The sequence below is a fragment of the Pseudoalteromonas sp. ATL1 genome (genome assembly GCF_058933015.1).
Genome location: NZ_JBZYXL010000001.1, coordinates 829,227 through 848,126 on the forward strand (window position 1 = coordinate 829,227; position 18,900 = coordinate 848,126).

Here is an 18,900-nt window from a genome sequence, read left to right on the forward strand (position 1 = left end):
CACCCTTTAAGAGGATAATATGGCACGTACAACTCCTATTGAGCGCTATCGTAACATCGGTATTTGTGCTCACGTAGATGCAGGTAAAACCACCACGACAGAACGTGTTCTGTTCTACACTGGTCTTTCTCATAAGATTGGTGAAGTTCACGATGGTGCTGCAACTATGGACTGGATGGAGCAAGAGCAAGAACGTGGTATCACTATCACGTCTGCTGCAACGACGTGTTTCTGGAAAGGAATGGACGCACAATTTGACGACCATCGTATCAATATCATTGATACTCCAGGACACGTAGACTTCACTATTGAAGTAGAACGCTCATTGCGTGTACTTGATGGTGCGGTTGTTGTGTTATGTGCTTCATCAGGTGTACAGCCACAGACAGAAACGGTTTGGCGTCAGGCGAACAAATACGAAGTACCTCGCATGGTATTCGTAAACAAAATGGATCGTACTGGCGCTGATTTCCTAGCTGTCGTGGAACAGGTGAAATCTCGCCTTGGCGCCACACCTGTGCCTATTCAGTTACCAATTGGTGCTGAAGACGAATTTAAAGGTGTTATTGATCTCATCAAAATGAAAGCTATCAACTGGAATAATGAAGACCAGGGGATGACGTTCACTTATGAAGAGATCCCAGCAGATCTTCAAGACTTAGCTGAAGAATGGCGTGCTCACTTAGTTGAAAGCGCAGCTGAAGCGTCTGAAGAGCTAATGGATAAATATTTAGAAGACGGCGAATTAAGCGAAGCAGAAATTAAATCTGCGCTTCGTCAACAGACATTGGCCAATGAAATTGTGCCAATGACCTGTGGTAGTGCATTCAAAAACAAAGGCGTTCAAGCTGTGCTTGACGCTGTGATTGAATACATGCCGTCACCTACTGAAGTTAAAGAGATCCAGGGTATTCTTGAAGACGACTCTGAAGGTACTCGTCCTGCAGATGACAATGCGCCGTTTTCGGCGTTGGCATTTAAAATTGCCACAGACCCGTTTGTAGGTACTTTAACTTTCTTCCGTGTTTACTCTGGTACTGTCAAGCAGGGTGACTCGGTTTATAACCCGGTTAAAAGCAAAAAAGAGCGTTTGGGCCGTATCGTTCAAATGCATGCAAACTCTCGTGAAGAGATCAAAGAAGTACGCGCTGGTGACATCGCGGCGGCAATTGGTCTGAAAGATGTCACTACCGGTGACACATTATGTTCACAAGAAGCTGTTATCACTTTAGAGCGTATGGAATTTCCAGAGCCGGTGATTTCAGTTGCAGTTGAGCCAAGAACCGTAGCTGACCAAGACAAAATGGGTATCGCGTTAAGTAAATTAGCGGCTGAAGACCCGTCATTCCGTGTTGAAACGGATGAAGAATCAGGTCAAACGATTATCTCTGGTATGGGTGAACTTCACCTTGATATCATTGTTGATCGTATGAAACGTGAATTCAGCGTTGAATGTAACGTTGGTAAACCGCAAGTGGCTTATCGTGAGACAATTCGTAACTCGGTAGAAGCTGAAGGTAAATTCGTACGTCAATCTGGTGGTCGAGGTCAATATGGTCACGTTTGGCTCAAGCTTGAACCGATGGACATCTCTGAAGATGATGCACCAACTTACGAGTTCGTGAACGACATCGTGGGTGGTGTAGTCCCTAAAGAGTATATTCCAGCGGTTGATAAAGGTATTCAAGAGCAGATGCGACAAGGTGTCCTTGCCGGTTATCCGCTATTGGGTGTTAAAGCGACATTGTTTGATGGCTCGTTCCATGACGTAGACTCAAACGAAATGGCGTTTAAAATCGCAGGTTCAATTGGTTTTAAAAATGGTGCGCTACAGGCAGATCCAATTATTTTAGAACCAGTGATGAAAGTTGAAGTTATCACCCCTGAAGGTAATATGGGTGATGTAGTAGGTGATTTAAATCGTCGTCGTGGCATAATTGAAGGCATGGAAGAAGCATTTGGTGGCTTGAAGCAAATTAATGCACAAGTACCGCTTTCTGAAATGTTTGGTTATGCAACCGATCTTCGTTCTGCTACACAAGGTCGCGCCTCGTACTCTATGGAATTTTCCAAGTACGCTGAAGCGGCAAAGAGTGTATCCGATACAATTATTGCAGCTCGCGCTGTTAAGTAATTTTAGTTCGGTCCGGTCTCAAAGGGCTGGACTTTAATTTCTTTATAGGAATTTTTTAAGATGGCAAAAGAAAAGTTTGAACGCGTAAAACCGCACGTAAACGTAGGTACAATCGGCCACGTTGACCACGGTAAAACAACTCTAACAGCAGCAATCACTAACGTACTTGCAAAAGTATACGGTGGTGAAGCAAAAGATTTCGCATCAATCGATAACGCTCCAGAAGAGCGTGAGCGTGGTATCACAATCTCAACTTCACACGTTGAGTATGACACGCCAACTCGTCACTACGCACACGTAGACTGTCCAGGACACGCTGACTATGTTAAAAACATGATCACTGGTGCTGCACAGATGGATGGCGCGATCCTAGTAGTTGCGGCTACTGACGGTCCTATGCCTCAAACACGTGAGCACATCCTACTTTCACGTCAGGTTGGTGTACCTTACATCATCGTATTCATGAACAAATGTGACATGGTTGACGACGAAGAGCTTCTAGAGCTAGTAGAGATGGAAGTACGTGAACTACTTTCTGAGTATGACTTCCCAGGTGATGACCTACCTCTAATCCAAGGTTCAGCGCTTAAAGCGTTAGAAGGCGAGAAAGAGTGGGAAGACAAGATTGTTGAGCTTGCAGAAGCACTAGATACTTACATTCCAGAGCCAGAGCGTGACATCGATAAGCCATTCATCATGCCTATCGAAGACGTATTCTCAATCCAGGGTCGTGGTACTGTTGTAACTGGCCGTGTTGAAGCTGGTATCATCAACGTGAACGACGAAGTTGAAATCGTAGGTATCAAAGACACTACGAAGACAACTTGTACAGGTGTTGAGATGTTCCGTAAGCTTCTAGACGAAGGTCGTGCGGGTGAGAACATCGGTGCACTTCTACGTGGTACTAAGCGTGACGAAGTTGAGCGTGGTCAAGTACTAGCGAAGCCTGGTTCAATCACTCCACACACGAAGTTCACTTCAGAAGTATACGTACTTTCTAAAGATGAAGGTGGTCGTCACACGCCATTCTTCAAAGGCTACCGTCCACAGTTCTACTTCCGTACAACTGACGTAACAGGTAACGTTGAGTTACCAGAAGGCGTAGAAATGGTAATGCCTGGTGACAACATCAAGATGACTGTTGACCTAATCGTACCAATCGCGATGGACGAAGGTCTACGTTTCGCTATCCGTGAAGGTGGCCGTACAGTTGGTGCTGGTGTTGTAGCTACAATCGTAGAATAATTTCTAGATTGCAGTAATACTGTAAAAAAGGTCGTTTCCTGATAAAGGATGCGGCCTTTTTTAATGTCTGAAATTTGGCTCTTGTAGGTCGGCATAAGCGAAGCGCCATCCGACGGTGTGAGTTTCTCTTAGAGGTCATTTTCCTCGGCAGTAGTTAAACTAGCTCATTTCACCTTGCGTAAAGGAAACGTTCTCACTTCGTTCGCAGTCGTTAACCCTTTACACCTTAATCACCTTGCGCAAAAGGAATGTAAGCGCTACGCGCTTTGTCATTAAACTTTTGCACGTATATGCCACAAAGCATTAGAAAAACCCGAGCTTAGGTCTCGGGTTTTTTGTATCTAGTGTACGGTGAAGGTGGCGCTCTCTACAGGGTAAGTAGGTGCTTGTAGCCACAATCGTAGAATAATTTCTAGATTGCTAGTAACACAGTAAAAAAGGTCGCTTCCTGATAAAGGATGCGGCCTTTTTTAATGCCTGAGATTTGGCTCTTGTAGGTCGGCATAAGCGAAGCGCCATCCGACGGTGTGAGTTTCTCTTAGAGGTTATTTTCCTCGGCAGTAGTTAAACTAGCTCATTTCACCTTGCGTAAAGGAAACGTTCTCACTTCGTTCGCAGTCGTTAACCCTTTACACCTTAATCACCTTGCGCAAAAGGAATGTAAGCGCTACGCGCTTTGTCATTAAACTTTTGCACGACATTCACCTTGCGTAAAGGAAACCTAGTCACTGTGCATGCCCGTAAATTTCTGTACTCAAAAGCGCACATATAATTACAGATGCTAACAGAGAATTTATTAATGCTAGGTATACTGATTTCTATTAACTTTGACCGTTTATCACTCACCCAACATAGAGTGAGTTTGCAAAAGGATGAAATCATGAACCAGAATAAATATCTTTTACTCGCTGCTACAGCAGCGATATTACTGAGTGGCTGTTCGGCGACTGAGTCTTCAAGAACAATTGAGGCTGCAAAGGTGAATTCGTTTAACTCTGCTTATATGGGGGAAAAGCGCAAGCTATCTTTGGGTAAATTCCAAAACCAATCAAATTTTCAAAACGGTATTTTCAATACGGGTGAAGATAGGCTCGGCTCACAGGCAAAGACGATTTTGTTGACACATTTGCAGCAGAGCAATCACTTTTCTGTTTTAGAGCGCACAAATCTCAGTGAACTTAGCCAAGAGGCTGGTTTTTCTGGCGCTGAGCAAAACATTATAGGTGCCAAATATGTGGTAACGGGAGCTGTTTCCGAGTTTGGTCGTAAGCAAGAAGGTGACAGACAGCTCTTTGGTATTTTAGGCAAAGGTAAATCGCAAATCGCCTATGCAAAAGTAAATTTAAATATTGTCGACGTCTCGACATCTGAAGTTGTTTACTCTGTGCAAGGTGCTGGGGAATATAGTTTGTCTACACGGGAAGTGGTTGGTTTTGGTAGTACGGCAAGTTATGACTCTACATTGAATGGCAAAATATTAGATCTTGCTATCAGAGAGGCCGTTAATAATTTAGTTGCCAGTGTCGATAGTGGTCAGTGGCAGCCAAACTAGCCATGTGTTGTTTATAGAAATAAAGGTTTTTTCCAAAAGGGTTGTACTTTAGGTGTGCTGCGTTGCAACTACGACACAGTGTGTTAAAAGGTGAGAGTTTACTTCAGAAAACGTCAAGATAATTCAGTTGTTTGCAAATTAATCAATAAAAAAATTTAATTGTTGTTAATTATGCATTATCATGCGGTCCGGTTTTTAGTACATAAACCGTGGAATTAATAAAAAGGAAGAAGTAATGCTTAAAAACAAGCTTGTAATACTTAGCTCGGCAGCTACAGCGCTATTATTATCAGGGTGTGCAGCGACTGAATCATCTAGAACCATAGAAGCGCCTAAAGTACAGTCATACCAAGTGGCTTACTCAGGACCCAAAAGCAAACTATCTGTTGGAAAGTTACAAAACCGTTCTAACTTTCAAAACGGCATATTCAGCTCAGGAGTGGATAAGCTAGGTTCTCAGGCGAAAACAATCCTGATGACTCACCTTCAGCAAACTAACCGCTTTACTGTATTAGACAGAGCAAATATGTCTGAAATAGCACAAGAGGCAGGTTTTTCTGGTGCCCAACAAAAAATTACGGGTGCTAACTTTGTTGTCACTGGCGATGTAAGTGAATTCGGTCGCAAAGAACAAGGTGACAAGCAGCTGTTTGGCATTTTAGGCAAAGGAAAATCGCAAATTGCGTATGCAAAAGTCAATTTGAATATTGTTGATGTCACTACGTCAGAAGTCGTGTATTCAGTACAAGGTGCTGGTGAATACAGCTTATCAAGCCGTGAAGTAATAGGTTTTGGTGGTACGTCAGGCTATGACTCAACACTCAATGGTAAAGTGTTAGATTTAGCAATCAGAGAAGCAGTTAACAATTTGGTCAATGGTATTAACTCTGGTCACTGGCAGCCATAATTGAGAATGAAGATGAAAAATACAGTTACAATATTAGCAGTAATTGCAGCTGCGACTCTGGCGGGTTGTAAAACAGTTAAGCCACTTTATTATCATGGTTCCTACAGCCAGAACCTATATCAACATTTTAAAGCAGATGAAACGGATGTAGGCGAGCAAATTAATCAGCTTGAAGAGACTGTTCAGATGGCTGAGAACAACAGCATGCCAATTGCTCCGGGAATACTTGCACATCTCGGGTACCTACACCTAAAACAAGGCAATTTGGAGTCTGGATTTGGCTACCTTGAACAAGAGAAGGCCTTATTTCCTGAATCAGCAAAGTACATTGATTTTTTGATCAAAAATGCAAAAGGAGCGCAAGGTGAATAATATAAAGGCTCTATTTGCGTTTATTGTCGCGATAACACTCAGTGGTTGTGCATCGAAGTCTGAGCCATATGATTACACTGAATATAAGAATAGTGACCCACGTTCTGTACTAGTGGTTCCACCTATCAATAATTCATCGGAAGTGATTGCACCTTATAGCGTTTTATCAAATGTGGCTAAGCCGTTGTCTGAATCAGGATATTACGTATTTCCTGTTTCTTTAGTCGATGAAACATTTAAAAGTAATGGTTTAACAGTTGCTCAGGATATTCATGCGGTACCTACGCAGAAGTTGCACGAAATTTTCGGCGCTGATGCAGGTTTATACATAGATATTAAAGAATACGGTACATCTTACGTTGTTATCTCTAGTGATACTGTAGTGCAAGTAGATGCTAAGTTGGTCGACTTGAAGACTGGTACCTTGCTGTGGGAAGGCAGTGCGCGAGCCGCGAGCAGCGAGCAACGTTCTAATTCTGGTGGTGGCTTGGTAGGGGCTTTAGTATCGGCTGCACTCACTCAAATCATTGAGACTGCGACAGATGCTGGATTTGAAGTGTCAACTTTGGCTACTCAAAGGTTATTGTCATCAGAGGTGTATAATGGCTTGCTACATGGGCCAAGGTCACCTAAGTATGGACAACCAGTAAAGCTTTAATTAATCGTTGTGTCGGGCTACTTGGTAGCCCTTTTTATTTCTTCTTTATAACCACACTTGAATATTACCCCTCAGAGTTTTCTTCACAGCGGTGATTAAAAATGCCCATCAGTTTGTTCTCTTAGATTGCATATTCTGGCAATCTCAACTATCAACCATAAAGGCATTCTAAAAAGGTAAATTAATATGAGTAGACTCACTTATGCGCATATCCATGAGTTTTGTTGGGCAGAGTTGTGTGCTGCCGATTGGCGCATTGCGAAACCTTTTTACTGCGCGCTATTCGGTTGGGAGTTTGATGATGAACGTGGTGCAAATGGTGATTTTTACACCAATTTCAAAAAACAAGATGACATCATCTGCGGCATGTATGAAATGAGTGATGCAAAAAAGACGGCGAGAGTGCAAAGCGTATGGCAAGCCTATGTGGCTGTGATGAACGTCGATGGCTCAGTTGCTCATGCAGAAAAGCTAGGCGGGAAACTGGTTCGTGGCCCGTATGATATTGGAGAGGCGGGTCGTATGGCCATCATTAGTGACCCGAGCGGCGCTGAGCTGACTTTATGGCAAGCAAAACAACACTTCGGCAGTCGAAGGGCGTTTGAAGCCAATACGCCTTATTGGCACGAGTTAGCGTGCCGTAACAGCAAGCAGAATGAAGCCTTTTATGCTCAGTTATTTGGCTGGCACTCCATCCATCAAACGGTTGAGGGGCTGGAATATGTTATTTTCAGCAATGATGGGCATGCTTTAGCGGGTATGGTTGAGATGACAGAGGCTTGGAATCCAACAACTCCTTCGCATTGGATGATGTATTTTGCGGTGCTAGATTGCGATGCCATTGCGAAAAAAGCAGCGGGTCTCGGTGCAAAGGTGTGTGTGCCGCCCCAAGATATTCCTGAAGTGGGCCGTTATGCGGTCATTTGCGATCCACAAGAGGCCTTCTTTTCAATTATTGAATCTAAAATGGACGAGATCACGCCCTAGTTATTTTGTATGCTCGGTTAAGGCACAAACTTGATTGGCACGCTATGCTCGTTTTCTTGATGTGCTTTAACACGCATTTGGTATTCACCCCAAAGTGTGTCTTGTTCAGCACATAATGTGCGCAAATATTGCCAGCTGTACAAACCTGTATTGTGGCCATCATCAAAGCACAATCGCACGGCGTAGTGGCCCACGGGTTCAATGTCTTTGATTGCTACGTTTTGCTTGTTCAGTACTAACTTCATGCCTTCGCCATGACCTTGTACTTCGGCAGAAGGAGAATGGGTGCGTAAAAATTCACAGCTTAATGTGTAGTGCGTGTTATCGTCGAAATAAACGTCGAGCAAACGACTTTGTTGGTGATAATGCAGTTTAGTGACAATGTACATAATAAGCTCAGTAAAACGGGGCACAAGCCCCGTTTAGAATATAAATTACAGGATGAAGCGAGATAAATCTTCGTCTTGTACGAGCGCATCTAAGTGTTGCTCAACATAGGTTGCGTCAATCACAAATGATTCACCGGTTTTTTCAGACGCATCGTATGACAGCTCTTCCATCAGTTTTTCCATGATGGTGTGAAGACGACGAGCACCGATATTTTCAGTTTTTTCGTTCACTTGCCAAGCGGCTTCTGCGATGCGTGTCAGTGCATCGTCGGTGAAGCTGATCTCAACTTGTTCCGTTTGCATTAGTGCTTGCTGCTGCTCGGTAAGCGATGCGTGTGGCTCGGTAAGAATGCGTTTGAAATCACGAGCTGTGAGTGCTTCTAACTCAACACGGATAGGTAAGCGGCCCTGTAGTTCAGGAATAAGATCCGATGGCTTTGCCATCTGGAATGCACCAGAAGCGATAAACAAGATGTGGTCTGTTTTCACCATACCATGCTTAGTATTAACGGTAGACCCTTCAATCAATGGCAGTAGGTCACGTTGTACGCCTTCACGGCTCACATCAGGACCTTGCGCTTCACCGCGCTTACAGATCTTGTCAATTTCATCGATGAAGACGATACCGTTTTGTTCAACCGAGAAGATGGCTTGTTCTTTAAGCTCTTCTGGGTTGACCATGCGAGCAGCTTCTTCTTCAACCAATAGTTTAAACGCATCTTTGATTTTCAGTTTGCGCTTTTTCTTTTTCTCGCCAGTCATGCTTTGGAACATGCCTTGCAATTGGTTGGTCATCTCTTCCATACCAGGAGGCGCCATGATCTCAACATTCGGTGCCGCTTCTGCTACATCAATGTCAATTTCTTTGTCATCCAATTGGCCTTCACGTAGCTTTTTACGGAAAACTTGGCGTGTTGAACTGTTCTCGCTAGGCTGAGATTCACCCCAAGCGTCTTTCGCTGGCGGTAACAGCGCATCCAGAATGCGTTCTTCAGCAGCTTCTTCAGCACGGTGTTGATGCTTCTTAGCTTGCTGTTCACGGGTCATTTTAAAAGAGATATCGACCAAGTCTTTGATGATCGACTCAACTTCTTTACCCACATAGCCCACTTCAGTGAACTTAGTGGCTTCAACTTTGATGAACGGCGCATTGGCAAGTTTAGCCAAGCGACGGGCAATTTCGGTTTTACCCACGCCTGTTGGACCAATCATTAAAATGTTTTTAGGCGTTACTTCAGCGCGTAAATCTTCTTCTAGTTGCATACGACGCCAGCGGTTACGTAGTGCAATGGCAACGGCTTTCTTGGCCTTATCTTGTCCAATAATGTGTTGATCTAATTCGTGGACGATTTCTCTTGGGGTCATTGCTGTCATGGCAATTCCTCTTACAATTCTTCAATAGTTTGGAAATTGTTGGTAAATACGCAGATATCGCCTGCAATTTTCAGGCTTTTTTCCACAATTTCGCGTGCGCTTAAGTCGGTGTTTTCAAGCAGAGCAATGGCTGCTGACTGTGCGAAGTTACCGCCACTACCAATTGCAATAAGGTCATGCTCTGGCTGCACTACGTCGCCGTTACCTGTAATAATTAACGAGGCTGTTTCATCGGCCACGGCTAATAGCGCTTCAAGTTTACGTAGTGCTCTGTCGCTACGCCAATCTTTGGCCATTTCAACAGCGGCTTTGGTTAAATGGCCTTGGTGCATTTCAAGTTTGCTTTCAAAGCGCTCAAAAAGAGTGAACGCGTCGGCAGTACCGCCAGCAAAGCCAGCAAGTACTTTTCCGTTGTATAAACGGCGAACTTTACGGGCATTGCCCTTCATTACTGTGTTACCAAGCGACACTTGGCCATCTCCACCAATGACAACTTTGTTGTCGCGACGGACGCTAACGATGGTAGTCATAGTATTCCTTAAAACGAAGGCGCTCTTGGCGCCTTTATACTGTCTGATTTATACAAGATATGGGCGTTTAGGCGAAAATCAAGGTGTCCAACCCCAAATGCCACAGCCTGTGATTTTGATGCGTTTGAGTTTGTTTTTATCGCGCTCGGCCTCACGCTTTTTTTCGTACGGGCCAAGGCGCACGCGATACCACACACCATTGCTGCCCTCAGTGCGGCGTATTTGTGCAATTAAACCAGCAAAGGCAATTTTGGCTTTGATCTCTTCTGCTTGCTCTCGGGTTCTGGTCGAGGCGCATTGCATCTGATAAGGCCCTTTGCTTTCGATTTCTTTTACTTCAACCTTAACTTCATGATCTTTTATTTCTTCAAGAAACGGCTTTATTTCAGGCTTTTGAAGCTTTGCTGGCTCTTTTTGGACGGGCTTAGCAGCGGTTTCTAATTTTGCCGGTTCAGCATAGTTTTTGATGTACCAAAGGCCATAGGCAAAACCACCCACTAATACTAACGCGGCCAGCGCAAGAATGGTTGGAAAGGGCTTTTTGGGGGCAGCTTGTTTAGCGCCTTTGCTATTTTTTGGCTTTCTATTTATATAATCGTGTTGTGCCATAAATGTACTTAGTAGGTATCCATCGGATCTATGTCTATGCTCCAGCGCACGCGATTAGCGAGTTTATGTTCGCTCATATAAGTCACTAATTGTGCGATATATGTGTGTAATACCGTGCGCTCTGCAGCTTGAATATGTAATTGATATCGATACTTACCCGCCATTCGCTCCATCGGCGCGGGGATCGGCCCGAGCAATTGTATACCACTGAAGGGGGTTGCTGGAACCAGATCGGACAAAAAGTCGAATACCAATTTGGCATTAGTCGCTTGCGCTCTGACCAAAGCAAGATGGCTAAAGGGCGGTAATTGCACTTCTTCACGCTCTGTGAGCGCATAGCGGGCAAAGTCTTGATAGCCATTATTAACCAGATCTTGCAGCAATGGATGATCGGGAAAGTGGGTTTGTAATAGTACTTTTCCCGCTTCACCGCTGCGGCCAGCGCGTCCAGCGACTTGGGTTATGAGCTGTGCCATATGTTCTGTTGCGCGAAAATCGCTGGAATATAGGCCACTGTCGACATCCAAGATCACCACTAAACTCACGTCGGCAAAATGGTGGCCTTTGGCGAGCATCTGTGTACCTACCAAAATACGAGCGCCGCCTTGATTGATGTCGGCAAGGGCATCTTCGAGTGCGCCTTTGCGACGTGTGGTGTCTCGGTCAATGCGACTTAGCGGGGTATCGGGGAATCGCTCTGCAAAAAAGTTTTCGAGCTGCTCGGTACCCAGCCCTGTCGGCATGATTTGCGTGCTGCCGCAATCAGGACATTGTGGCGGGACAAAAGTTTGTTCGCCACAATGGTGGCACACTAAGCGGTTCATTGCTTTATGATAGGTTGCGCTGGCGCTACAGCGATGGCATTGGCTTAACCAACCGCATTCGTGGCACAACAGTGTCGGTGCAAAGCCGCGACGATTCAAAAATACCATCACTTGTTTGCCACGTTTTAATGTTGCTTCAATATGCTGCAACGTACTCATGGCAAAACCGGATTGCTCTGGCTGGCCTTTCATGTCGATTAATAAAAACTGATTATTGGTGGTGGTTTGCGCACGTTGTGACAAGGTGAGCAATTGGTATTTTGAGGTGATGGCTTTGTTCAGTGTTTCTAAAGCGGGTGTTGCCGTGCCTAAAATAAGCGGAATTGAGGCGGTTGCACTGCGATAAACCGCTAAATCTCGGGCGTGATAACGAAGCCCTTCCTGTTGTTTAAAAGAGCCATCGTGTTCTTCGTCAACAATGATCATGCCGAGGTTTTTAAACGGTAAAAAGATACTGGAACGCGTGCCTATCACCAAAGCACAGCTCCCTTGTTCAGCTCTTCGCCAAGTATGTAAGCGCTCATTATCGGTTAAGTTTGAGTGCCACAAATCAATAGGCGTGTGCGCAAAACGGCGACGAAAGCGGTTAACTGTTTGTGGGGTTAAACCAATTTCAGGCACCAGTATCAGCGCTTGTTTGCCAGCTTGCAGAATACGTTCAAGGCTTTGCAAATAAACTTCGGTTTTACCGCTTCCCGTTATGCCTTCCAATAAAAAGCAGCGATAGCCTTGTTGTTGGTTTATCACACTGCAAGCTTCGGCTTGTTCTTCGTTTAAGCGTGGTTTTTGTGCGATGCAGAGTGATTGTGTTTGCCAATTTTCGTCATGCTTTATTTGCTCTTTAATGAGCTGTTTGTCTAGAAGAGCAGTAAGTTGTTGTTTGCTAAAGCCCAGCGCTTTTAATTCCGTTAAGCTCGACTCACCGGATTCATTTAGTTGTTTTAGCAAGGCCATTTGCTTCTTCGCGCGAAGGGTGGGTAATTGTTTTCCTTTCTCAGTAAGCGAAAAGGTCGCGACCGTGGTTTTATCAGGATGCTCGCCATCACGCAACGCGCCAGGGAGGGCGGTGAAAATCGTCTCTCCCAGCGGGTGGGCATAATATTGCGCGGTAAAACGCAAAAACTTGATGTGTTCAGTGGATAAAATCGGCGTATCGTCTAGTTGTTCCGCGATTGCTTTTAGTTTTTCACTAGGGACATCAGAGTGTGATTTGATAGCGAGCACCACGGCAACCAACTTGCGATTGCCAAACGGTACCTTCACTCTGCATCCCTCTTGCAAGTTGTACTCAGGAGGGATCAGATAATCAAAGGTACGAAATAGAGGTACTTTTATTGCGACTTCAGCAAACATCATCAATGGGTCTTGGCAAGCAATCATGGCGCTAATGTACTAAAGGTAGAAGGAAAAGCCCAGTTGAGCCGTCTTTGTCACCCTGAATTGTACAAAAAATGCTATTTTTGATCATTTATTACTTGTGGAACGCCGACGAGTTACTTAAAATACGCGTCCACTAATTTGTATAAACTACGTATGGTGCCAGACTTCGGGTTTGGAGAGCGATACGGCCTAACCAGAGGTTGCTATGAAAGAAGGTATTCACCCTAATTACGAAACGATCAACGCTACTTGTTCATGTGGTAACAAGTTCCAAACTCGTTCAACACTATGTAAAGACATTCACTTAGACGTATGTTCTGAGTGTCACCCGTTCTATACTGGTAAGCAAAAAATTCTTGATACAGGTGGTCGTGTTGATCGCTTTAACAAACGTTTCGGCGCGCTTAGCAGCAAGAAGTAATAGACGTTTGTTTGAAAAAAGCACCTTAGGGTGCTTTTTTTGTGCCTGAAATTAGGCTTTCTCATTCTTTCCTCTGTATTGCATGTTGCTGCTATTGCAATGCCGCATGTCGAATTTAAAACTAAAAAAGCCAAGTTATCGAAATTGGAGTTTTAACTCTAATTATTCTTCTTTATCTCCATTATTCACCGTTATGCATTTGTTTTGAGAAATTACTCGGCTACATTTTGCACAGAGGTAAAGGTTTCTTTTGCTTATAAAGCGCAATTATGTGCATAAAGATACCGTGAGTATAGTTTGTGTAATGCAGGAATTGTTACTTAAATTCGCCTTTATTGCAGTTAAATGCTTTTAAAATTCATTATTCTTGCAGTTTTGGTCTTTGTTGATGAGGTTGTTCTATTTTAGATAGATTTTCACCATATTTCGGTAATAAGTTATCTGTTTTTGTCTGTTTACTGTAAGCAAAATTGAATTAAATTAAGTTAAATGTCGGTAAAATGGCAGTGATCTGCAGTTAAAATGTGTTTAAGTGGATAGACCTCAAATTGCTTGAATATATTTATAAAAAAGGTATGGTTTAACTAATTGCTAATTTTATCTCACTCTCACTTTTAACTTCTTGCAGGAAAAAATCGCGTCATGTCAGACTTTCGTGAACAAGCACTACATTACCATGCTCATCCCGTTCCAGGTAAAATCAGCGTTGAGTTGACCAAACCTGCGGAAACCGTAAAAGATTTAGCGCTGGCTTATAGCCCAGGTGTTGCTGAGCCAGTTAGAGAAATTGCTGCCGATCCAGCTGCCGCCTACCAGTATACTGGTAAAGGCAACATGGTTGCGGTGATCAGTAACGGTACGGCTATTTTAGGTTTAGGTAACTTAGGCCCGTTGGCTTCGAAGCCAGTGATGGAAGGTAAAGCGTTACTATTCAAGCGTTTTGCGGGCCTTGATTCTATTGATATCGAAGTAAAGCATCGCACCACTGAAGACTTTATTAATACGGTTGCAAATATTGCGGATACGTTTGGCGGTATCAACCTTGAAGACATCAAGGCGCCAGAATGTTTTGAAATTGAAAAAGCCTTGATTGAACGTTGCGACATTCCAGTCTTTCATGATGACCAACATGGTACCGCCATTGTCACTGCCGCAGGTATGCTGAATGCGTTGGAGATCCAAGGTAAAGACATTCACGATGCGATTATTGTGTGTTTAGGTGCCGGTGCCGCGGCGGTTGCTTGTATGGAGCTGCTGATCAAATGTGGTGCGCAACGCGAGCATATTTATATGCTTGACCGAAAAGGGGTTATTCACACACGCCGCGATGACTTGAATGAATATAAAAAGCTATTCGCGAACAATACCGACAAGCGTACATTGCAGGATGTGATTGCCGATGCGGATGTGTTTGTTGGGGTATCAGGCCCAGATCTACTCAAACCTGAAGAACTTAAATTGATGGCGGATAAGCCAGTGGTGTTTGCTTGTTCAAACCCAGATCCTGAAATTAATCCTGAACTTGCACATGGTGCACGCCAAGATTTGATCATGGCAACGGGTCGTTCAGACTACCCTAACCAAGTAAATAACGTGCTGTGCTTTCCGTTTATTTTCCGTGGTGCATTAGACGTGCGTGCAACGGCGATTAATGATGAAATGAAAATTGCAGCGGTAGAAGCGATTCGTAGCATTGCGAAAGAGCCAGTGCCTGCGGAAGTACTCAAAGCGGCAGATGTAGAGAGCCTAGAGTTTGGCCCTGAGTATATTATTCCAAAACCAATGGACCCACGCTTGCTACCTCGTATCGCAAAAGCAGTTGCCAACGCGGCAATTGAGTCGGGTGTGGCACAAATTGAGTTGCCAGAAAACTACATGGCACATCACAAGATGCAATAACACTCACAAGTATTCAATTTAAAAAGGCCATCAAGTGATTGATGGCCTTTTGTTTATAGAGCATTTTTTGCAAACTGCTCACAGAGGTGAGTAATGAAGGCTTGCACTTTAAATTGTGGGTAGTGTCTACCCGAGTAGTAGGCGTAAAGTACTAAATCTTCTGGTTCTTGTTCTAAGTAGATACGCCGTAATTGGCCATTTTTTAGCTCAGTTTGACAGGCATGTAAGGGTAAAATGGCAAACCCTAAACCGCGCAGTGCGGCGGCCTTTGCCATATGACCACTGTTCACTTTAAAGCTTGAACGTACATTCACCGTATTATTTTGTTTAAATTTCCAAGGCATACCTTGTAGCGCAGTGAGCGTGGTAATGCATGGGCTTTGGCTAAGCGTTGTCAGATCCTGAGGCGCAGAGTGCTTAGCTAAAAGCGCAGGAGATGCCACCACCACACTTGGCCATCGGACGAGTTCTTTAGCAACCCAGTTAGAGTCGGGCAAAGCACCGCGCGCAAAACTGAGTACCAGATCAAACCCATCCATTAACCCTTGTGCAGGCACAAGTTGTGTATCACAACGCAGCTCTAACAACGGGTGCTGAGCGCAAAAATCTGCAACACATTGCGCCAAAAATGGTAAGTCGGGTATGATGACTTTTAAAAGTCCAGATAGCGTTTGCCCTTGGTGTGAGACCAAATTGAGGTTGTCGTTGAGTGTTTGTAGCAATGGAGCGAGTGTTTCATGCAAGCGTGTGCCAGCCTCGGTGGCAACCATCTTGCGTGTGGTCCGTTCGAACAACCTGACTGCTAACTGTTGTTCTAGTAGGGCAACATGGCGGCTCACATTCGAGCTGGGTAGCTGTAAATGGTTGGCGGCCTGCTTAAAACTCAGTTTGTCATACACCGCTAAAAAGCTCAGCAGCCAAGGCAGTTCCACTTTCTCAATCATCTATTTAGCCAAAATATGGGATTAATAACGCAATATCCCCTAATTTATCTCATAAATTGGCTTTGTCACAATGGCCACCTATTAATTTGTTGTAGGAGTGGTTATGAAAAAGGGAGCTCGTATTGCGATTGTTGGCGCGGGTATTGCCGGGATGGCATTGGCCATTTTCGCCAAACAGCGTGGCATGGCAGTGACGTTATTTGAACGGCACAGGCAAGTTTCAGTGCTGGGCGCTGGGGTGACGCTATGGCCCAATGCCATGTGGGTACTGGATAAAATGGATCTTGCTAATGGCGTGACCCGTTTGGGTGGGCAACCTTTGCAGCTCAAGCAGTGCGACAGTCAAGGTCAGGTGCTAGGGACGCTGGATTTATCTCAATTGGCGCATATCAGTGGCTATCCTTGTGTGAGTATTTTACGCCGTGAGCTGGCGCACATATTGGCGCAAAGGCTTGGGCAATTAGGTATTCAGCCGCAATTTAACCACGCGATATCTACACAAGCGATTAAATCGTTGCGGCATGAGTACGATTTAGTCGTGGGGGCGGATGGCAGAATGGCGTCATCCGCCAGAGCGCTGTTACACCCAAATGTGCAGGCGATGCGTTATCAGCGCTTTATTAATATTATTGGGATCAGTGATTACATGGGTAATGACATGACTCATACCATTGCTGATCACCGAGCCAAACACATGCGCTTTGGTATTGTGCCAGTGCAATCTGGCGTGTGTTATTTTGCCGCAGGATGGCAAACCGCAATGGATAAAACGCGTGATGAGTCCAGTTGGTTTGATGAAATGCAGCAGCGTTTTGCACATTGGGCTGAGCCTGTACGGCATGTGTTGCGTAATTACCATCCGCAATCGCTTAAGCCTATTTTTGTTCACGATGTAGAGCCATTACCCTATTGGCACCAAGGTAATTTAGTAATGATAGGCGATGCAGCCCATGGGCCTTTACCCACCTCGGGTCAAGGGGCGTGTCAGGCATTGGAAGATGCGTGGCATTTAGCGCGGTTGTTAAGTATGCCGGGTACACTTGAACAGCAATTGCAGGCGTTTTATCAGTTAAGAATCAACAAAACAACGGCTACGCAGCGTATAGGCAGGCAACTGGCTGAGCATATTTTTCATAGCGAACAAAATCACCCCGTTGCTGTATCGAATGCCTCGCTCAGCCAACTGAATGATTTTTGGATGCAAGGGCTAGAAGTAAAAGGCTAGACACATAAAGCAAAGCGGTGAAGGCACTGGCGCTTCACCGCTTGGTGTGACTACAGAATATCGGTTAACAAAATACCCACCCCAAAGCGCTGAATATGCGCATTGTAGTCAATCATGCTTTCGCCATAACCGTTAAAGTACTGGGCGTAACCGCGCAATCTGCCCCAAATGGGGAATGACCAATCAAGTTGAATCGCGCCTTTGTTATCGCTGTTGAGGTTGTTGCGAGTCATAAAACCAAACTCATGTTCTTCGTGGCGATATACACCACTGAACTCAAAATAACCCATATATTTATAGATATCTGGGTTGTCATCACCTTTGGCGGCGAGTAAGTCTTCTTTTTTATCTTCAGGGAGGCGATACCAAGGCTTAAAGCTGAATACAAAGCCGCGATTTTCCCAAATAAAGTTGGCGTAAATGCGGTTCCAAGAGCGCGAGTTAGGCTGGCTGCGGCCATTCGATTGATGGCTAAAACCGAGCGCGAAGGCCATTTCATCGCCCCATAACACGTTGTCGTCATCTAAAAAGTTGATCCAAAAAAGCTCTGGTTCATAGTTGGTTTCACGAAACGGCGAAGAAATATCTTTGTTATAAAACTGCCAAAACGATTGCAGCGTAAAACCCATATAAATGGCCTGATCAGGGTCGGAAAAACCAGTATAAACAGGCACTTTTAATGACAGCTGATATTTCACCTCAAAGTTGTCTAACGGCTCACCTTGCGACTCGTCAATGGCGCGCAAGCCGCTAAAAGGGCGATTGTTCGGGTTGGTAATGTAAGAGACGGGCAAAATATAGTTGCGGTGATGCGGGGTGATCACATTGCGGTTTTGCTGGGTAAAGCGCTCTCGCGCCATACGCTTGTCTAGCGAGCTGAGCTTGTCTTCATGTAGCTTGGTACAGTGTTGTCTCAGTTGCTCTACGGTTTGATTTTTATCACCCGATAGCACTTCATTTAATATGCATTGCTTTATCAAATCAATTTCATCCACCTCGGTGGGTTCATTGGCTAAAGTAGGTAGGCTGATTGCGGCCAGTAAAAAATAATAAAGGGCAGAGTAACGTGTCATAATGGTTTGTTTTATAGCGATTTGTATACCCATTATACATGTTTTAAATGAAAGCGCGGTGAACCGAGTGGGTGATAGCTTGTTTACCCCCAAATCATTAGTGAATGTAGGTAAAGTAACAGTAAACTGTCAGCGCTGTCATACCTAGGTAGCAAAAATACCCCTATGACTGCAACCATAGTCTTAAAGATTTTATTTGTTGAACGCATTTCAAGACAGTAACATAACCTTGACTGTGCGCTGTTTTATCTAGCCACAGGGTTGAAATTATAAATTAATTCATACAAACCAATCGGTTGTGCGAAAATAACCCATTAGTGTTGTTGTTAATTTGTATACTAAAGGTTAACATTGACGCGCTTCGATGAGGGATGTAT

General features: G+C 44.4%; 17 protein-coding genes. 10 read left to right on the forward strand and 7 right to left on the reverse strand.

What is annotated here, in order from left to right; all coding sequences use genetic code 11:
• Positions 1 to 19 precede the first annotated feature (19 nt).
• The 7 genes from fusA (at position 20) to AC5FX4_RS03580 (ending at position 7,855) form a co-directional block, all read left to right on the forward strand.
• Positions 20 to 2,134, forward strand: a complete 2,115-nt coding sequence (fusA, locus tag AC5FX4_RS03550) for an elongation factor G (RefSeq protein ID WP_493605129.1) — start codon at positions 20 to 22, stop codon at positions 2,132 to 2,134.
• 60 nt (positions 2,135 to 2,194) lie between these two features.
• Entirely contained in the window at positions 2,195 to 3,379 is a 1,185-nt protein-coding gene (gene tuf, locus AC5FX4_RS03555) for an elongation factor Tu (RefSeq protein ID WP_152087331.1), read from the forward strand.
• Positions 3,380 to 4,259: 880 nt separating this feature from the next.
• Positions 4,260 to 4,931 (forward strand): CsgG/HfaB family protein, encoded by a 672-nt coding sequence (locus tag AC5FX4_RS03560; RefSeq protein ID WP_493605130.1) that lies wholly within the window; start codon positions 4,260 to 4,262, stop codon positions 4,929 to 4,931.
• A 235-nt stretch (positions 4,932 to 5,166) separates the two neighbouring features.
• Positions 5,167 to 5,838, forward strand: coding sequence for a CsgG/HfaB family protein (locus AC5FX4_RS03565; RefSeq protein WP_493605131.1), 672 nt, complete (start codon positions 5,167 to 5,169; stop codon positions 5,836 to 5,838).
• A 12-nt stretch (positions 5,839 to 5,850) separates the two neighbouring features.
• A complete protein-coding gene (locus AC5FX4_RS03570) occupies positions 5,851 to 6,210 on the forward strand; it encodes a DUF4810 domain-containing protein (RefSeq protein ID WP_493605132.1) in 360 nt (119 codons plus the stop codon).
• Entirely contained in the window at positions 6,203 to 6,868 is a 666-nt protein-coding gene (locus AC5FX4_RS03575) for a DUF799 domain-containing protein (protein WP_493605133.1), read from the forward strand. The genes AC5FX4_RS03570 and AC5FX4_RS03575 overlap by 8 nt, the downstream gene beginning before the upstream one ends.
• A gap of 186 nt (positions 6,869 to 7,054) precedes the next feature.
• Entirely contained in the window at positions 7,055 to 7,855 is an 801-nt protein-coding gene (locus AC5FX4_RS03580) for a VOC family protein (RefSeq protein WP_493605134.1), read from the forward strand.
• 17 nt (positions 7,856 to 7,872) lie between these two features.
• On the opposite strand, the gene AC5FX4_RS03585 is transcribed toward AC5FX4_RS03580, so the two are convergent.
• The 5 genes from AC5FX4_RS03585 to priA all read right to left on the reverse strand — a co-directional run bounded on the left by AC5FX4_RS03585 (position 7,873) and on the right by priA (position 12,937).
• Complete coding sequence (locus AC5FX4_RS03585) at positions 7,873 to 8,244, reverse strand: gamma-butyrobetaine hydroxylase family protein (protein WP_493605135.1); 372 nt, start codon at positions 8,242 to 8,244, stop codon at positions 7,873 to 7,875.
• A gap of 45 nt (positions 8,245 to 8,289) precedes the next feature.
• On the reverse strand, positions 8,290 to 9,618 hold the full coding sequence (gene hslU, locus AC5FX4_RS03590) for an ATP-dependent protease ATPase subunit HslU (protein ID WP_493605136.1): 1,329 nt from the start codon (positions 9,616 to 9,618) through the stop codon (positions 8,290 to 8,292).
• 11 nt (positions 9,619 to 9,629) lie between these two features.
• Positions 9,630 to 10,148 carry an ATP-dependent protease subunit HslV gene (gene hslV, locus AC5FX4_RS03595; protein WP_476290706.1) on the reverse strand — a complete coding sequence of 173 codons (519 nt, stop codon included), beginning with the start codon at positions 10,146 to 10,148 and terminating at the stop codon, positions 9,630 to 9,632.
• Positions 10,149 to 10,226: 78 nt separating this feature from the next.
• Positions 10,227 to 10,757 (reverse strand): SPOR domain-containing protein, encoded by a 531-nt coding sequence (locus AC5FX4_RS03600; protein WP_493605137.1) that lies wholly within the window; start codon positions 10,755 to 10,757, stop codon positions 10,227 to 10,229.
• An 8-nt stretch (positions 10,758 to 10,765) separates the two neighbouring features.
• The gene (gene priA, locus AC5FX4_RS03605) at positions 10,766 to 12,937 is read right to left on the reverse strand and encodes a primosomal protein N' (protein WP_493607766.1); all 2,172 of its coding nucleotides are present in this window, start codon (positions 12,935 to 12,937) and stop codon (positions 10,766 to 10,768) included.
• A gap of 229 nt (positions 12,938 to 13,166) precedes the next feature.
• On the opposite strand from priA, the gene rpmE reads away from it, so the two are divergent.
• Complete coding sequence (gene rpmE, locus AC5FX4_RS03610; RefSeq protein WP_152087320.1) at positions 13,167 to 13,382, forward strand: 50S ribosomal protein L31; 216 nt, start codon at positions 13,167 to 13,169, stop codon at positions 13,380 to 13,382.
• A 642-nt stretch (positions 13,383 to 14,024) separates the two neighbouring features.
• Positions 14,025 to 15,281 (forward strand): malic enzyme-like NAD(P)-binding protein, encoded by a 1,257-nt coding sequence (locus AC5FX4_RS03615; protein WP_493605138.1) that lies wholly within the window; start codon positions 14,025 to 14,027, stop codon positions 15,279 to 15,281.
• A 53-nt stretch (positions 15,282 to 15,334) separates the two neighbouring features.
• Here AC5FX4_RS03615 and AC5FX4_RS03620 read toward each other — a convergent pair whose 3' ends face one another.
• A complete protein-coding gene (locus tag AC5FX4_RS03620; RefSeq protein WP_493605139.1) occupies positions 15,335 to 16,225 on the reverse strand; it encodes a LysR family transcriptional regulator in 891 nt (296 codons plus the stop codon).
• A gap of 103 nt (positions 16,226 to 16,328) precedes the next feature.
• Here AC5FX4_RS03620 and AC5FX4_RS03625 point away from each other — a divergent pair, with 103 nt between their 5' ends.
• Positions 16,329 to 17,450: an FAD-dependent monooxygenase gene (locus AC5FX4_RS03625; RefSeq protein WP_493605140.1), complete on the forward strand. Its 1,122-nt coding sequence runs from the start codon at positions 16,329 to 16,331 to the stop codon at positions 17,448 to 17,450.
• A gap of 50 nt (positions 17,451 to 17,500) precedes the next feature.
• On the opposite strand, the gene AC5FX4_RS03630 is transcribed toward AC5FX4_RS03625, so the two are convergent.
• Positions 17,501 to 18,523 (reverse strand): phospholipase A, encoded by a 1,023-nt coding sequence (locus AC5FX4_RS03630; protein WP_493605141.1) that lies wholly within the window; start codon positions 18,521 to 18,523, stop codon positions 17,501 to 17,503.
• Positions 18,524 to 18,900 lie beyond the last annotated feature (377 nt).

Excerpts from the sequence above, each read along its gene's own strand:
- tuf (WP_152087331.1), top strand. The coding sequence starts at position 2,195 with ATGGCAAAAGAAAAGTTTGAACGCGTAAAACCGCACGTAAACGTAGGT.
- AC5FX4_RS03570 (WP_493605132.1), top strand. The coding sequence starts at position 5,851 with ATGAAAAATACAGTTACAATATTAGCAGTAATTGCAGCTGCGACTCTG.
- AC5FX4_RS03625 (WP_493605140.1), top strand. The coding sequence starts at position 16,329 with ATGAAAAAGGGAGCTCGTATTGCGATTGTTGGCGCGGGTATTGCCGGG.
- hslU (WP_493605136.1), bottom strand. The coding sequence starts at position 9,618 with ATGACAGCAATGACCCCAAGAGAAATCGTCCACGAATTAGATCAACAC.
- AC5FX4_RS03620 (WP_493605139.1), bottom strand. The coding sequence starts at position 16,225 with ATGATTGAGAAAGTGGAACTGCCTTGGCTGCTGAGCTTTTTAGCGGTG.
- AC5FX4_RS03600 (WP_493605137.1), bottom strand. The coding sequence starts at position 10,757 with ATGGCACAACACGATTATATAAATAGAAAGCCAAAAAATAGCAAAGGC.
- AC5FX4_RS03630 (WP_493605141.1), bottom strand. The coding sequence starts at position 18,523 with ATGACACGTTACTCTGCCCTTTATTATTTTTTACTGGCCGCAATCAGC.
- AC5FX4_RS03565 (WP_493605131.1), top strand. The coding sequence starts at position 5,167 with ATGCTTAAAAACAAGCTTGTAATACTTAGCTCGGCAGCTACAGCGCTA.
- AC5FX4_RS03560 (WP_493605130.1), top strand. The coding sequence starts at position 4,260 with ATGAACCAGAATAAATATCTTTTACTCGCTGCTACAGCAGCGATATTA.
- fusA (WP_493605129.1), top strand. The coding sequence starts at position 20 with ATGGCACGTACAACTCCTATTGAGCGCTATCGTAACATCGGTATTTGT.
- rpmE (WP_152087320.1), top strand. The coding sequence starts at position 13,167 with ATGAAAGAAGGTATTCACCCTAATTACGAAACGATCAACGCTACTTGT.
- AC5FX4_RS03580 (WP_493605134.1), top strand. The coding sequence starts at position 7,055 with ATGAGTAGACTCACTTATGCGCATATCCATGAGTTTTGTTGGGCAGAG.
- priA (WP_493607766.1), bottom strand. The coding sequence starts at position 12,937 with ATGATGTTTGCTGAAGTCGCAATAAAAGTACCTCTATTTCGTACCTTT.
- AC5FX4_RS03615 (WP_493605138.1), top strand. The coding sequence starts at position 14,025 with ATGTCAGACTTTCGTGAACAAGCACTACATTACCATGCTCATCCCGTT.
- AC5FX4_RS03585 (WP_493605135.1), bottom strand. The coding sequence starts at position 8,244 with ATGTACATTGTCACTAAACTGCATTATCACCAACAAAGTCGTTTGCTC.
- hslV (WP_476290706.1), bottom strand. The coding sequence starts at position 10,148 with ATGACTACCATCGTTAGCGTCCGTCGCGACAACAAAGTTGTCATTGGT.